The organism is Micromonospora sp. CPCC 205558 (assembly GCF_036902955.1).
GTDB lineage: Bacteria > Actinomycetota > Actinomycetes > Mycobacteriales > Micromonosporaceae > Micromonospora.
Genome location: NZ_JBAKHR010000007.1, coordinates 213705 through 228374, shown reverse-complemented (window position 1 = coordinate 228374; position 14670 = coordinate 213705). Strand labels below are relative to the sequence as shown.

Sequence of the window (14670 nt, the reverse complement as noted above, 5' to 3'; positions counted from 1 at the left end):
CATGACGAGTGGTGCGGAGTTGCTGCATCCGGTTGTGCTGCACCACGTGGTGAACTCCCTGCAGTGGCCGGCGCTGCGACCGCTGCAGGAAGGGGCCGTGCGTCCGCTGCTCGACGGGGAGGACGCCCTGCTGCTGGCGCCTACCGCAGGCGGTAAGACCGAAGCGGCCGTTTTCCCGCTGTTGTCCCGGATGGCACAGGAGAACTGGTCGGGCACCTCGCTCATCTACGTCTGCCCGCTGAAGGCCCTGCTCAACAATCTGCTGCCTCGACTGGAGACCTACACCGGATGGCTCGGCCGCCGGACGGCGCTCTGGCACGGCGACGTGACGATGGGGCGGCGGCGAGCGATCCTCCGTGACCGGCCCGACGTGCTGTTGACCACCCCGGAGTCGCTGGAGTCGATGCTGGTCAGCGCCGCGGTCGACCATGACTCGTTCTTCGGCCAGCTCCGGGCGGTCGTGGTCGACGAGGTGCACGCGTTCGCCGGCGACGACCGAGGCTGGCACCTGCTGGCCGTTCTCGAACGTCTCGGCCGCGTGGCGGGACGGCCGATACAGCGAATCGGTCTCTCCGCGACCGTCGGTAACCCGGACGAGCTGTTGAGCTGGTTGCAGGGCTCGGGCCGGGGCCAGCGGCCGGCGCGGCTCGTGGCGCCCGACCTGGGCGCGACGCCGAGCGCCGGGCGGCCGGCAGTGCCGGCCGGTGAGGTCGAGCTGGACTACGTGGGATCGGTGCACAACGCGGCCAAGGTCATCGCGTCGCTGCACCAGGGACAGAAGCGCCTGGTCTTCTGCGATTCCCGAGCGCTGGTCGAGGACCTCGGCCAACGACTGCGTGCGCTCAACGTGACGACGTTCCTCTCCCATGCGTCGCTCTCGGTCGACGAGCGGCGGCGGGCGGAGGAAGCCTTCGCGCAGGAGCGGGACTGCGTCATCGTCGCCACCAGCACCCTCGAACTCGGCATCGACGTGGGTGACCTTGACCGGGTCATCCAGATCAATGCTCCGCGCAGCGTCGCCGCGTTTCTCCAGCGCATCGGCCGGAGCGGTCGACGGCCCGGAAGCAGCCGCAACTGTCTATTCCTCGCATTGGACGGTGAAGGGCTGCTGCACGCCGCCGGGTTGCTGCACCTCTGGGCGCAGGGCTGGGTCGAAGCCGTCGTCCCGCCGCCCGAGCCACGACACATCGTCGCCCAGCAGATGCTCGCGCTGTCGCTGCAACAACACCGGGTCGGTGACCACCTTTGGCCGCGGGAGTGGAACGGGCTGGTGCCCTTCGACAAGACCGCCGACGTGATCGTGCGCCATCTCGTCGAACAGGGCTACCTCGATACCGACTCCGGGATGCTTTTCATCGGACCCGAAGCAGAACTGCGCTTCGGGCGACGGCACTTCATGGACATGCTCGCGGTGTTCACCGCACCACCGCAGTTCACCGTGCTGGCTGGTCGCACCGAGATCGGCCGGACCGATCCCGCACTGTTGACCGCCAAGGTGCTCGGTCCCCGACTGCTGCTGCTCGCCGGCAGAAGTTGGCGGGTCACCCATATCGACTGGAAGCGCCAACGCTGCTTCGTCGAGCCGGCCGAGGGTGGGGGGAAGGCACTCTGGATGACCGGTGGGTCGCCACAGGGACTGTCGTACCGAATGGTTCGAGCAATGCGTGAGGTGCTGCTCGGCGCCGACCCACCGGTCACACTCACCCGCCGAGCAAAGACCAGGCTGGCTGACCTGCGCGAGGATGCGACTTCTGTCGTCCATCCGGCGGGCACGGTGGTCTCCAGGGACGGTGACGGTGAGGTGCGATGGTGGACCTGGGCAGGTTTCCGCGCCAATGCCACACTGATCGCCACCCTCAGCGAGCTCGTCGATCCGACCCAACGGTACGACGATGCTTCCATCCGACTGCGGCCAGAACTGAACAGCACCATGGTGCGCGAGGCAATGGCAGACGCGGCGGATCGGATCTGCTTGCCCGATATCAACGACAGGGCGCTTGCCGGCCTCAAGTTCAGTGCTGCCCTGCCAGAACGACTCGCCGTCGCCACCCTGGCCGCCAGGCTGGCGGACATCCCGGCGGCGCGGGCAGTTCTCGCCCAGCCCGCGAGGATGACTTACCTTTCCCCTACCTGATCGACCGGTGCTCGTCGGCCGCGCCACCAGGGCCGGCGCGATCGTGGGCTGGCGGGAGCAGGCGTCGTGGTTTCCACCGGTGCGGTGCCGTTCAGGTTTGCCAGGGTCAGGTGCCGGCGTGGCCGTTGGGCCGCTCGAAGGTCGTTGAACCATCGCACGAAGGTGCCGATGAAGATGCCGTCCGGGTCGTTGATGATGTAGATGCCGGTCAGTTCGACGATGTCATCGCGCGCCTGCCCGTCGACGTGCTGGTGCATCTGCCAGATCAGCCGACCACCGTACTTTCCGTCTGCGGCGTTCTGGACGAGGACGAAGCAGGTTGGGTACTTGCCGAGCACCGCCTCCAGCACGGCTTCCTTTCCCTGCTGGCCGGCTTTGACGATTTCCCGGTAGTGCGCCAGGTAGTTCTCAGCCACGAGCTCGGCGATCGATTCGTCGGGGTGGCGCTCCAGTCGGTTCATGTCGAAGTGCGAAAGCTGCACGATGCGGTGGTAGGCGACCTTTCCGAGCTTCCGATTGAGTGATTCGAGGTAGCGCAGGCTGTGATCTTTCACGTGAGCGTCGCCCGGCTGGATGCCGACCTCCACGAATGAGTTGACGGCGTAGATGCGGGAGTCGCCGTCCTCGTTCGCCGACTCGATGACCATTCGCGCGGCCGCGTAGAGGGCTCTCGCCTTCTCGTCCCGCTCCGGCGAGTGCTGGCCCGGATCCAGCGGGTAGTACTGGATGGAGAGCCCGGCGCGTCGAGTCAACTCCTCGACGCTGCCGCGCAACGAGGCGAGGATGGCGATCGCCACGATGAGAATGAAGATGAGCACCACCATGAGCCACGTCGACTGGGTGATGGCTTTGTCGGCGACGTTCTGACCCAGTTGCCCCACCAGCGCCTGACCGAGCACCGCGAGGGTGAACGCGATCCCTGCGGTGAGCACGGCGACAAGTGGACTCTTTCGGAAGAACAGCCAGGTCCTACGCATCAGCCCACCCGTCCTGGAGTTGTTTCTTGGGCGTGGCGCCGACAGGGCCGCCCACCTTCGCATTTCGATGTTTGCATGCCGATCAAGGCGTCGAGAATGACAAAAATCCGACAGCCGGACTCCGCGCTGGGGCTTTGGCCGACCAGCGTTCGGCGAGTTCGGACACCTACATCAGTTCTGACGCCTACATCAGGGAGCGGATGAGGAGGTGGTTCGCGTCAGCGGGGTTCCAGGTGTAGGGGCGGCCCACCACTCCCGCTGCGGCTAACTTTTCCCGGCTCGCGCGTGCGATGACGGGCAGATTCTCGACGACCACCTGCATCAGCCCGCGTACGTCGTACAGGACAGTGGCGAGCGCTCGGTGCTGCACCAGGACGGACCAGCCCGCCTCGGCGTCGTGGAGGAAATGCGGGAAGATGGGATTGTCCCGAGTGATCTTGTTGCAGGCGTCGAGGATGGGAAGGGGTTCCTGAGAAAGGTCCTGGAGGACGCCCGATGTCAGGTTCAACAACGACTCGCTGCCGCCGCCAGAGACAGAGATGACGACGTAGTCCGCTGGTCCGTAAGGGACCGCGACGCCGACTCCCATGACGAAGGGGTCGAGCTCGACGTACTCCAGACCGATCTTGGTGAGGACATTCATGGTCTGCTCAAGTTGCTGGCGGGCCAACTGTAGATGATCCATCAGGGGTCCCTTCCGGGGGGATTTTCGCCTGCCGGCATCACCGACCGTCGAGGAGCCGTTGCGCCGCCGCTCTGACTTCGGGAGAGAACGAGTCGCCCGCATCGAGGACGTCAATGGCGCACTTCATCTGCACCGCTCTGATCGTGACGGAGCCGGTCGCGTTGCTGACCACCGTCTCGTTGGGGAAGGGGCCGGGCAGGGCGAGCACCGCGAGGGAATAGACCTCACTGGTGACACCGTGCGGAGGGGCGGCCAGCATCATGTCGGTCGTATCGGCCATCTGGATCTTGTGGCGTAGCTCGGTGTCCCAGATGTTGGTGAAGAGCGCGACGGCGGCGATGAGGGCGACGTCGCCTGCCGCCCGGGCCTCGCGACATACGGCGGCGAGCCAGTGCCATGGTCGATCGATGCCGGTGTCGCCGGTCTCGAAGCCGTTCCTCATCGCAGCCTCGATATTCGCTGGACCGCCGCCGGCGCGCGAGACCTCCAGGGCCGTGATACGCATTCTCGCGTCGATGCCCACCACCGAGAGAAAGTCCTGGACGACCCGACGGGCGACGTCGAGATCGTCCCGAGTAGCGGTCGGAGGCGGTGGCGGTGGTTTCCGGTGCTGCTTCTCCTTCTTGCTGAACAAGCCCATGCATTCCTCCTCGGCGGCTGAAGATCGAGCGGAGTCCGCAGGCGGTCACGGTCGCGTCGAGACGTTCACGTTTGCTCATTCTCGTTGCTCGGTGAGCAACGCCTATCCCCGAAACGGACGAGGTAAGCGGACCTATGGGCAGCCGCAGATTGACGTCAGAGCGATCGCATGCCCTGCCGTCATTGACGAAAATCAGACAGAAGCTTTACTTGCCATCGATTGACAAATGGGCGAGAGGTATTCGTCCCGGCGGGGCGTACCAGAATCGGCGAGGACCGGGCCGCCGTCCACGGATGTTCGCCGGTAGCGGTCCGACCAGCTTGTGGTCGGCGGATGACGTCGGGGACCTGCCCGAGGGTTGCCGACAATCCCGAACGACTACTCAGCATCGAGCGATGGTGAACGAGTGGGCGTGGGATGGGTTTGTTGCGGGGGGATCGGGGGTGCGATCGGCGGTTCCGGCGGGTTTTGGGCGTGCCGGTGGAGGAGGTCGGTGATCCAGCGCGCGGCTTCCCGCTGCGCGGTGAGCATGTGCTCGCGGGCCTCGGCCACGTCCTGGTCGTCGGCGTCGTCGCTGAGGATGGCCACCCACTGGCGACTCAACTGCTCGGCGTACCGGGCTTTGCGGATCTGCTCGTCGAACTGGTACTCCAGCTTGATCAAGCGGTCGACGTGCGGCTGGAGTGCCGGCATGATTCGCTCGTCGAGTCGGACGGCGGCGTCGGGGCGGCAGGTGACGACGACATCGCCCCGCTGGTAGTGCCACACGGGGTCGCCGGCGAGCGCCTGCTGCAACGCCACCTCCAGGTCCCCGGCCCGGTGCGGTGGCAGGTCCCGGGCGGCGTCCGCGGCGAGCCGGGTCAGCCGTTGGATCGCGTTGGGCTGGTAGTACTGCACGTACCAGCTCAGCACCTCGGCCCGCATGGTCGCCGGCGACGACCAGGCGAAGGTGGCGCGGATGTAGAACGAGTACACGTAGCCCCGTGCGGGGACCGCGATCAGCCGGGGCGCGTCGCGCTGTTCGACGAGCGGGTCGGACGGCGACGGCGCGGCGGCGGAGCCGACGGGCGCCTCGTCCTGGAGGGCGGCGACCAGACGATCCCAGTTCCGCGCCCACCACCGCCAACCGCGGACACTGCCGTCGCGGGCGACGACAAGCGCGCGAAAGACCCGGTGTTGCCACTGGTCCGCAGGCTTCGGCTTGCCGTCGGGGGCGTCCGTCATGGCACCCCTCCACGGCCTCGGATCCGCGTTTCACGCTAACAACCAGTGCCCGATATGCCCCGTAGCCACGCCGTGCGGCGCCGGGCGGCCTACGGTCGCGCACCGGACTCGTCGGCGCCGCGACAGCTGATCACCCAGGGTTTACCGGGCATTGTGGAGCAGTTGGGGTGCCGAGGGCTGTTGCCGCCAGTCGGTAACGGCGAGACTGGGACCGGTCTGACAACCATGCAGATCGATGTCTTGGATGGTCTGGAGGCAGCCTGTGTCCACCCTCGTGTCCCCGCTCGGCGCGATCCGTCGGCGTAGCACCACCCTCGCCCTGCTCCTCTCCATGGTCGCCGCCGCGCTGGTCGGCCCGTCCGTGGTGTCACCCCGGCTGACCGACCCGGCCTCGGCCGCGGTCTACAGCTCCTGCACCATGAGCCGCTGTGCCGACGCGCGCGCCGCCCGTTCGGGGTGGTCCGCCAAGGGCTTCCCGACCAGCCGCGGCTGGTACTCCTGGAGCGGTGGGAAGTCCAACTTCGCCGGCGGCCAGTTCTACAACTACGAGGGTCAACTGCCCACCAACGCCACCTACAACGAGTACGACGTCTACCCGCGCACGCAGGGCGCCGCCCGGGACGCGTACCGGATCGTGGTGAATCGCAGCACCGGCGTGACCTGGTTCTCGCCCAACCACTACACCGACTTCTACCGGCTCTGACCGACAGTGGACCGGCCGGTCGGGCGCGGCATCGCGTCCGACCGGCCCAGCGGTTTTCGATGCCTGACCTGAGCAGGAGGCACGTGATGGCCGACGAGGACGACGGGCGGCGGCCCTACTGGTTGACGGTGGGCCGCGACGACGCGCCAAACGCGCCGGGCGCGGTGGTGCTGGCCGGTGCGGCGACCCGGTCCCGCCCCGCGCTCTTCGCCGCGATGGCCGAGGCACTGACCCTGCCGGCCCACCTGGGGACCACCTGGGACGCCCTCGCCGACGCCCTGCGGGACCGACTGGACGCCGGTCCGCTCACCCTGCTGGTCGACGACGCCGGTCAGCTGCTCGTCGACGAGCCGGCGGGTCAGTACGCTCTGCTGCTCACCGTGCTCGGCGACCTCGCCACGACCGCACCGCACCCGCTGCGCGTCGTCCTCCACGAAGTCCCGCCCACCTGACCACTCTGAGGTAGCGACACCGCCCGTTCGCGCCGGATCGAGCCTGTGCGGGTGCTCAGTTCCCGACAGTCGGGGGCGGCACGGGGGTGCGGTGACGGTGGTGGTGACGCTCGGGTGACGGGTCCTTCGCGATCATCGTGCCGAGCCGGGCAGGGTGCACCGGCGCGGGCAGCGGGGAGGCCGTGCGGTGGACTTCGTCGACGGGGTGCTGGTGCGGTTGGCCGACCCGGGCACCCGCGCGGAGATCTTCGACGACGCGTCGCTGGCGCACCTGGTCGAGGCCGCGTACGACACCGAGGCGATGCCGGTCGCGCCGCCGTACGCCGCGGTCTTCGACGAGCTGACCCTCGGCTTCGCCGCCGCCCCCGTCACAGTGGCCGAGGGGGAGTGGCTGGGCTCCGGCGGCACCACCCGCACCGAACTGCGCGTACGCCTGCACGGACTCGGCGGTGCGGCGCTGCGCATCGACGCCCTGTGGCGGGGCAGCCTGGTGGTGCGGACCAGCGCCGCCCGGGACCGGGTCGAGAACCTCGACGTGGCGGTGCCCGCCTTCGACGTGGACCCGCAGATCATCGCCGACCTGGGCGCGTTGCCGGGCGACCCGGCCCAGTTGGAGGCCGAACGGCGTAGCCGCCTGGTGACCCGGCTGCGGGCCGGGCTGCACCAGCCGGCCGCGTTCACCGACGCCCACCTGGACCGGCTGCTCGCCGGGGTCGGCGCCACGAACGCCGGCGACCTGGTCGCCCGGATGCGCGGGCAGGCCGCCGGGGCCACCGTGAAGCTGCGCTACGCCGCGCCGCCGGCCGCCCCGCCGACCCCACGCCCGCTGCCGTTCGCCGCGGCCGTGCTGGTCCGCGACCGGGGCTTCTCCCTGGCCGACCTGCTGGTCGAGACCCGCCTGGTGCGAGCCCGCGCGGAGGAACTCGGGCTGGACGTGCCCGCGCCGGACGACGTGCGACGGCGGCACCGGGTGGTCGCCGTCTGGGTGGTCCCCATCGAGACGTTCGACGACGACGGCTGGCCCGGTGGTGACACCGGCACCGACGCGCAGAAGAGGGCCGCCCGGTTCGCCCGGGCCGGCCAGTGGCTCGCCCGCAGCGGCATCGGACTGGCCGCCGTGACGACCTGAGCCGCACAACGACAGCAGCGGCTGCCAGCCGCAGAACGACCACGGCGGCGCAGAGCCGCCCCAGACCGCAGCAGCAACTTCGTCCGGGAGGACCCGTGGCACCGACAGCAGCATTCCCGTACATCGAGGTCCGGATCGTGCCACCACCGGCGCCGCTGGCGCAGCGCTCGCCGGGCGTCATCGCGGTCGTGGGCAAGGCACCGGCCACGGTCGACGGCGGTTCGGCGCCGGCGAACACGCCGGTGCGGATCGAGACGCTCGACGACGCGGTCACCAACTTCGCCCGCCGGCAGAACGGCAACGTGGTCCGCAACGCCCTCTACAACTCCCTTGAGCTGGCCTTCCTCCAGGATCCGCGCCCATCCAAGGTGTACGGCGTCAAGGTCGCCGGCGACGACTACGCCGCCGCGCTCGGCGGCCTGGAAGCCGCCGACGACGTGACCATGGTGTCGCTGGCCAACGAGTCGAGCGTCGGGAACCCGGCCGGTGCGGGTGCGCCCACCGGGCTGCACGCGCTCAAGGCGCACGTGGAGACGATGTCCGCGGCCGGACAGCGGCGGATCGGGTTCGCCATGGTCAACCCGGCTACCGACAAGGGCCCCACCTACGTCGCGGACATCACCACAGCCGCCAACCCGCTCAAGAGCAGCACCAGCCGGATGGTGATGATCGCGGCCCGGGGCGCGGACGGGGACGCGGCCACCGCCGCGATGGCCGCCGTGGCCGGGCTGCCGGTGCACCACAGCATCGTGCTCAAGAAGATCCGGGGAGTCGCCATCCCGGTGGCCAAGCAGTACAGCCCGGCCGAGATCAAGGGCCTCGCCGAGGCCAACCTCACGCCGATCATCGACCCGACGCTGATCACCGGGGAGAGCCTGCACTTCGCCGACGGGCGGCTGTTCACCTCAGATGCCAGCCTGCTGCACGTCGACCTGGTGCGCACCCTCGACCAGATCGAGTTCATGCTGCGCGCCGGCCTGATCGGCCTGGTCGGCGACGCCCGGATCACCAAACCCGGCATGACCCTGCTGAAGACCCAGGTCGACGGCATCCTCGGCCCGCTCAAGCGGCAGGCGGTGATCGACGACTACCGCATCGAGATCCCGGTGCTGGACATCCTCGCCATCCCCGAGGTCGCGCGTACCGCCACCGACACCTCGATCGTCACCGCCGCCCGGGCCGACCGCACAGTCGACCTGGTCGTCACCGTCACGTACGGCCCGGCCGTGAGCCGCCTGCTGGTCACGCTCGTGGCCAAGTTCTGACCGGAGGAACCAGACCATGGAGTGGAAGACCCGCCTCGCGGTGCAGTACACCAAGGGCACCGAGACGGTGCTGATCAGCCCGATCGACTCGTTCAGCCCATCCTTCTCGCTCAACGTCGAGGCGCTGCACTCGTGCGAGGTGACCCACCTGGGTGTCATCCACGCGCCGGTGTCGATGAACTTCACGATGACCGTCAAGGCGATCGGGGACGTCGCCGGCCGGCTCACCAAGCTGGCCCTGGACGGTGAGTTGTTCGACATCGCGCTGCTGGAGCACACCGGCGACGACTGGTCGTTCTCGTCGTTCGTGCTGCGCGACTGTCTGATCACCAGCGCCACCCCGACCACGGCCACCATCTCCGGCGCGCCCGCGGCGACCTTCAGCGGTTTCAGCCTGGCCGCGACCGTCGACCCGAAGACCGGCGACCAGTCCGTCCTGCCGTAACCCGACGAGGATCAACCGGAGGTAGCGAATGGCGACCGGTGCTGGCCGCGCCGCCCGGGTCACCCGTACCGGGCTGGCCCTGGTGCACGCGGGTGAGTTGGTGCTGCCGGCGGCCGGTAGCGAGGCGGAGGCCGAGCAGGTGGCCGAGGACGACCGCGCGGTCATCGCGTACCACTTCCCGGTGGAGATCGAGGTGGTCGCGGCCGGCGGCGCGATCGACGCCGACGCCCTCGCCGACCTGGCGCTGGCCCGCCTCGCCGAGCACCTGGACGGGCGGTTCTGACGGTGGCCATCTCGGTGCACGTGCCGGTGCGGATCCGGCTGGACGCCCGGTCGGTGACCGAGCGACCGGAGGCCGTGACCGAGGCGCTCGGCGCGGCCCTGGCGCGCGCGTTGGAACGCTCCCGGCACGAGGTGGTCGCGCCCCGCGGCGGCTACCTGGAGGTACGCGCCGGAGCGCCGGAGTTCCGGTGGACCGGCCCGGGCGGCGAGTGGGTCTCCCCGGACGACCGGCGGGCCTTCGAGGCCCGGCTGCGCCGGCGCATCGACGAGGTGTTCACCGCGGCACGGTTGGACCCAGGGCTGCCCGCCGGGGTGGCCGTGCCGCTGAGCCGGCCGGCGGCCGAGCTGTTCGATCCGCAGCGGATGCGCCACCTGCTCGCGGTGTACCGGGTGCCGTCCTACGACGACGGTGGGGATGCCGCCGAGGTGGCGGTGGAGGGCGACGAACCACCGCCGGTGACCTACCAGTGGCTGCTGCGCCCCGCCGCCTACCTGGCCAGTCATCTCGGCGAGCTGGGCCAGGAGGCGGTACGGCAGCACGGTGGCCTGCCGTCGGGCACCCCGCAGGGGGTGATCGCCCGGGTGATCGGCACCGACGGTCGCGAGGTCTGGGCGGTCATGGTGAACACCACGCCGTGGTCGGTCCTCACCTTCGAGCGGTTCGGTGAGACGGTGTTCCGGCCCACCCCGCAGCCGCATTTCGAGGTGGAGGAGCGGATCCCCAGCCCGCAGCCCGGCACTGTGACGCGGCGGCCGGTGGCCGGGCGCAGCGCCCTGGTGTCGATGGTGGACGAGGAGGTGAGCGCCGACATCCGGCAACGGTTGCGGATCGCCCAGCCGCGCGGCGAGACCACCAGCGTGGACGAGTACCAGGCGCAGATCGAACGGGCCGTCGACGCCGAGGTGACCCGGCGGGTCGACGCGATCCTCGCCTCGGTGGGCGGTGCGGTGCCGACCTGCCTCGTGGTGATCAGCATCGGTGGGACCTCCCTGCTGCTGGTGGGCACCGAGGAGACCGAGGGTTCGCTGCACTGGACCGGCACGGCCAACCTGTTGCCGATCAGTGTCGAGCACCGACCGGCCACCCCACCGGATCCGAACGCGCCTCCCGGCGGAAGCATCGGCGACGGCACCAGCAGCGGCGCCGGCCCGGGCGGTGGATCCGGCACCCGACCGGGTGGCGCGGGCAGCGGACCGGGTGGCGCGGGCAGCGGACCGGGCGGCAGCGGACCGGGCGGCAGCGGACCAGGCGGTCTGGGCACCGGGCCCGGCGGCGGTGCCGGCGGCAGCGGCGGGGACGGCACCGGCGGGGCCCGGCGGGGAGGCTTCGTCTTCGACCCGAGCAGCCCCAGCGCCCCACCCGGCACCGACGGCCGACGGTTCCCGGTTGTCACCGGCCAGCATTCCGAGATGCGGGCCTGTGCCCCCTTCAACGGCGAACCGGAGCTGGCCGCGCTCGGCCCGGACGGCGACGAGCTGCGCCGACTGATGGACGACATCGCGTTCCGGTTGCAGATGGGTGAGCCGTGCCGTTATCCGGCGAACTTCTGCCTCCAGGCCGCCGCCATGCTGCGCGGTCGGGCCGCGGCGATCAGCCTGCTGGTCGGCTCGGCCGAGCAGGAGGCGTTCACCCGACCCGTGCCGGAGGGCACCGGGCGGCTCGGCCCGCTGGACTTCCGGCCGGTCGCCTCGCCGGCCGTGCAGTTCCTGCGCCACCTGGCCGGGGTCGTGCCCCGACTGGACCGCCTCGCCCAACTCGTGATGGGCCGCTACAGCCAGCCCGAGCACTTCGCCCGGATCCAGGGCGGCTGGATCGACACGTCCGCGTCCTGGAACCTGCACTTCGTCCAGCCGTTCAGCTCGGCCATGAACGGCGCCGTCGGGCAGCTCTTCGTCGTCGGCAGCCAGGCCATGCTCGTGCAGCTGCTGCTCAGCTCACGCGCCGGCATCGACGCCCGGATCACCAACTTCGACAGGTACGCCCCGATCTTCGAGCGGCTGATCGTCTCCCAGCTCACCGACTACGCCGAGCTTCAGGGGCTGCGGGAGCGGCTGCGCCGCCACGAAGCCGCCCGGTGGACGCAAGCGCACACCGACCTGGGCGACGGCACCGTCGCCACGCTGAGCATGGCCAACCCGTCCACCGCCTGGTACGGGGCCGCCCGCGCCATCTCCAGCGCCTTCCTCGCCACCGAGGCCGCCCTGAGCAGCCCCGGCGCGGCCGGTGAGATCGTCGAACGCGACGGCACCACCCGGATCCGTGACTCGCACGCGGTGCTCTGGACCCTCGCCGAGATCGAACAGGCACTGGTCATCCAACGCGGCGAGGCCGAGGGCATCGACCCGCTGGTCAAACAGATCACCGACCTGCCCGACGTGCTGGCCCGCTTCGCCGGTAACCGCGCCGCGATCCGCGACGAGCTGTGGCGGGTGCTGCAGGACATGCGGCGCAACAACACCGAGATGCTCGGCCGTGCCCGCACCGACGCCCGGTTCGCCTTCCGGTCCAGCCGGATCAGCGAACACATCCCGTCGGCCACCATCCCCCGCGGCCGGTACGCGCTGCAGGGCATCCACCTGGTGACCCACCAGCAGATCGGCGAGTTCTTCGGCGGCAACCTCTACTACGCCACAGGCGTCGACGACCTGTTCAGCACCGAGCTGGGCCGGGAGGCGCTGAGCGCCTTCGCCACCATGGTGGGGATCATCGCGCTGTCCGTCCTCTGCCCACCGCTGGGTTTCGTCGTCGGGGTGGCCGTCGCCGCCGTCGACGTGGCGCACGCCCACCAGCGCGAGCGCCTCTACGGCTCGATGCTCGACCCGGAGCTGGTGCTCACCCGCACCGAGGTCGAGGTCGAGCTGTTCGCCGCGTACCTCGGCCTGGCGATGTCGCTGATCCCGGAGGCCGGCACCATCGGCGGCGCGGTGGTGCGCGGCGGCCGGGTCGCCCTGCGCTTCGGCGTCCGCGCGGGGCTGCGCGCCGCCCGGGGGTACGTGGTACGCCGGGTCACCCGGCAGATCGTCGAAGCCGCGTCCCGTGACCTGCTCCAGGCCTTCCTCACCGAGATCCTGCTCAACGAGGTGCTCGAACGGGTCGTGCAGAAGCTGATGGAGCCGGTGCTCGCGTACGTGGAACGCGAGGCGATGCTCAGCGGCGCGGTCGGCGGCCCGGAGGGCGCCCGGTTCATCCTCATGGTGCTCGACTCGCAGCCCGGTGGTGCCGCGGCCGGGCCGCGGGCTCCGGTGGTGCGGCCGTGACCGGGCCGCGTCGGTTCCGCGCCGGCCGGTTCCTCGACGCCGCCGCCGTGCACGCCGCCGCCGACGCGAACCCGCGGCTGCGCAGCTTCATCCGGACCGTCGCCGCCCACAGCGAGGCCGGCGAGGTGCGCTCCCGGCGACTGCTGGAACACCTCATCCGCCGCATCGTCGACGACGTCGGTGACCTGCACCTGAACAACGCGCTCAACCGGTTGGAACGCATCGCCGTCCTGCGCGACAACATCGCCGCGATCCTCGACCACGTGCTGGAGGGCGGCACCCTGCCCGACGGGGTGCGGGTGGCGACCCTCGGCGAGTACTTCGACCAGCTCAACACCGAGATGCGCGAGTTGAGCCGACCCCGCGACGGCATCGTCGGGGACGCGCCGCTGCGGCTGGCCGACGACTCCGCCGCGTACGCCGACTCGCTGCTGCGCGAGTTCGACGCCGGCGGCGGCGCGGGCGGCCGGCACGTGGAACCCACCGGGATTGTCGGTGACGCGTTCCGGGCCATGCCGGCGGACCGGCAGGCCGCGCTGCGCCGTGCCGCCGAGCTGGAACCGGCAGCGCTGTGGCATGCGGTGGCCGCCGAGTCGCAGGCCGGGAAGCGGGCCGCCGTGGCGGATCTGGAGACCCGGCTCGGCGGCCGGCTCAGCCCCGACGAGGTGACCCGGCTGCGCGCCGCCGTCGACGACCTCGGTCGCGCCCGCTCCCGCGCCCTACAGGTCAACGAGGCCCGGCTCACCGAGGCCCTCGCCCGGATCGGGGACGCGGACCTGCGGGCCGTGGTGGCCGGCGGCGACGTGTGGCTCACCCAGCAACTCGCCCTGCACAACCCGGAAGCCCTGACCACCCTGTGGCGACGTTTCCGGGACCGGGGTGGCCGCGCCGACGACGGCCCCGGCTTCCGCGCCTACCTGCGCCACGACATGGTCACCTACGGCCGGGGCGTGCTCGGCGAATACAGCGCCGCGTTCTCGCTGAGCAGCATCGAGCTGTTCCTCAAGGGCCCGGACGCCAACGTCAAGGTCGCCGGCACCGACCTGGTCGGCATCGGCCACGACGGCTGGGTGTGGCTGATCGACGACAAGTCGCACCGGGCCGGCAGCGTCAGCGGCGTCAGCGCGCTCACCGACAACCTCGTCACCAACCTGCGCCGCGACGCCGCCGACTTCCGCGACGGCATCGCCCGGCTGCAACGCGACGACCCCGGGTTCACCCCCGACCCGCGGATCCTCGACGCGATCTCCCGGATGGAGGACGCCGCCGCCGAGATCGACCGGATCAACCGGCGCGGGTCCGCGTCCACCCGGCCCGCGCGGATCAGCGCGGCACTGGAGGAACGCCGGCTGCGGCTGCGGGTCACCAGCGCCGCCGGCGAGGTCCGCGAGATCACCCAGGCCCTGCGCGACCTGGGCCTCGCCGTCGAACCCACCGGTACGCCGGTGCCGCTGCCACCCACCGGAGGGCGCTGAG

The 14670-nt window shown here is 70.5% G+C and carries 13 protein-coding genes; 9 read left to right on the top strand and 4 right to left on the bottom strand.

Going from position 1 to position 14670, the window contains the following annotated elements; translation table 11 throughout:
• Position 1: 1 nt before the first annotated feature.
• Entirely contained in the window at positions 2 to 2134 is a 2133-nt protein-coding gene (locus V6U86_RS10560; protein WP_334501375.1) for a DEAD/DEAH box helicase, read from the top strand.
• Here V6U86_RS10560 and V6U86_RS10555 read toward each other — a convergent pair.
• The 4 genes from V6U86_RS10555 to V6U86_RS10540 form a co-directional block, all read right to left on the bottom strand.
• Entirely contained in the window at positions 2116 to 3033 is a 918-nt protein-coding gene (locus V6U86_RS10555; protein ID WP_334501373.1) for a hypothetical protein, read from the bottom strand. The two genes, V6U86_RS10560 and V6U86_RS10555, sit on opposite strands and share 19 nt — an antisense overlap.
• Before the next feature lie 262 nt (positions 3034 to 3295).
• Positions 3296 to 3796, bottom strand: a complete 501-nt coding sequence (locus V6U86_RS10550; RefSeq protein ID WP_334501371.1) for a hypothetical protein — start codon at positions 3794 to 3796, stop codon at positions 3296 to 3298.
• A 37-nt stretch (positions 3797 to 3833) separates the two neighbouring features.
• On the bottom strand, positions 3834 to 4436 hold the full coding sequence (locus V6U86_RS10545; protein ID WP_334501369.1) for a hypothetical protein: 603 nt from the start codon (positions 4434 to 4436) through the stop codon (positions 3834 to 3836).
• A 378-nt stretch (positions 4437 to 4814) separates the two neighbouring features.
• Positions 4815 to 5660, bottom strand: coding sequence for a hypothetical protein (locus tag V6U86_RS10540; RefSeq protein WP_334501366.1), 846 nt, complete (start codon positions 5658 to 5660; stop codon positions 4815 to 4817).
• Between the two features lie 274 nt (positions 5661 to 5934).
• On the opposite strand from V6U86_RS10540, the gene V6U86_RS10535 reads away from it, so the two are divergent.
• The 8 genes from V6U86_RS10535 to V6U86_RS10500 all read left to right on the top strand — a co-directional run bounded on the left by V6U86_RS10535 (position 5935) and on the right by V6U86_RS10500 (position 14669).
• Positions 5935 to 6363 (top strand): ribonuclease domain-containing protein, encoded by a 429-nt coding sequence (locus V6U86_RS10535; RefSeq protein WP_442934919.1) that lies wholly within the window; start codon positions 5935 to 5937, stop codon positions 6361 to 6363.
• An 86-nt stretch (positions 6364 to 6449) separates the two neighbouring features.
• The gene (locus V6U86_RS10530) at positions 6450 to 6815 is read left to right on the top strand and encodes a barstar family protein (RefSeq protein ID WP_334501362.1); all 366 of its coding nucleotides are present in this window, start codon (positions 6450 to 6452) and stop codon (positions 6813 to 6815) included.
• Positions 6816 to 7002: 187 nt separating this feature from the next.
• Positions 7003 to 7944, top strand: a complete 942-nt coding sequence (locus tag V6U86_RS10525) for a hypothetical protein (RefSeq protein ID WP_334501359.1) — start codon at positions 7003 to 7005, stop codon at positions 7942 to 7944.
• Positions 7945 to 8039: 95 nt separating this feature from the next.
• Positions 8040 to 9209 carry a hypothetical protein gene (locus V6U86_RS10520; protein WP_334501357.1) on the top strand — a complete coding sequence of 390 codons (1170 nt, stop codon included), beginning with the start codon at positions 8040 to 8042 and terminating at the stop codon, positions 9207 to 9209.
• Positions 9210 to 9225: 16 nt separating this feature from the next.
• Positions 9226 to 9654, top strand: coding sequence for a hypothetical protein (locus V6U86_RS10515; protein WP_334501355.1), 429 nt, complete (start codon positions 9226 to 9228; stop codon positions 9652 to 9654).
• A 28-nt stretch (positions 9655 to 9682) separates the two neighbouring features.
• A complete protein-coding gene (locus V6U86_RS10510; RefSeq protein ID WP_334501353.1) occupies positions 9683 to 9937 on the top strand; it encodes a hypothetical protein in 255 nt (84 codons plus the stop codon).
• A 2-nt stretch (positions 9938 to 9939) separates the two neighbouring features.
• On the top strand, positions 9940 to 13194 hold the full coding sequence (locus V6U86_RS10505; protein ID WP_334501350.1) for a hypothetical protein: 3255 nt from the start codon (positions 9940 to 9942) through the stop codon (positions 13192 to 13194).
• Complete coding sequence (locus tag V6U86_RS10500) at positions 13191 to 14669, top strand: hypothetical protein (protein WP_334501348.1); 1479 nt, start codon at positions 13191 to 13193, stop codon at positions 14667 to 14669. Before V6U86_RS10505 ends, V6U86_RS10500 begins: the two co-directional genes overlap by 4 nt.
• Position 14670: the final 1 nt, after the last annotated feature.

Coding starts and splice junctions, on each gene's coding strand:
- V6U86_RS10515 (WP_334501355.1), top strand. CDS start 9,226: ATGGAGTGGAAGACCCGCCTCGCGGTGCAGTACACCAAGGGCACCGAG.
- V6U86_RS10530 (WP_334501362.1), top strand. CDS start 6,450: ATGGCCGACGAGGACGACGGGCGGCGGCCCTACTGGTTGACGGTGGGC.
- V6U86_RS10510 (WP_334501353.1), top strand. CDS start 9,683: ATGGCGACCGGTGCTGGCCGCGCCGCCCGGGTCACCCGTACCGGGCTG.
- V6U86_RS10545 (WP_334501369.1), bottom strand. CDS start 4,436: ATGGGCTTGTTCAGCAAGAAGGAGAAGCAGCACCGGAAACCACCGCCA.
- V6U86_RS10560 (WP_334501375.1), top strand. CDS start 2: ATGACGAGTGGTGCGGAGTTGCTGCATCCGGTTGTGCTGCACCACGTG.
- V6U86_RS10550 (WP_334501371.1), bottom strand. CDS start 3,796: ATGGATCATCTACAGTTGGCCCGCCAGCAACTTGAGCAGACCATGAAT.
- V6U86_RS10540 (WP_334501366.1), bottom strand. CDS start 5,660: ATGACGGACGCCCCCGACGGCAAGCCGAAGCCTGCGGACCAGTGGCAA.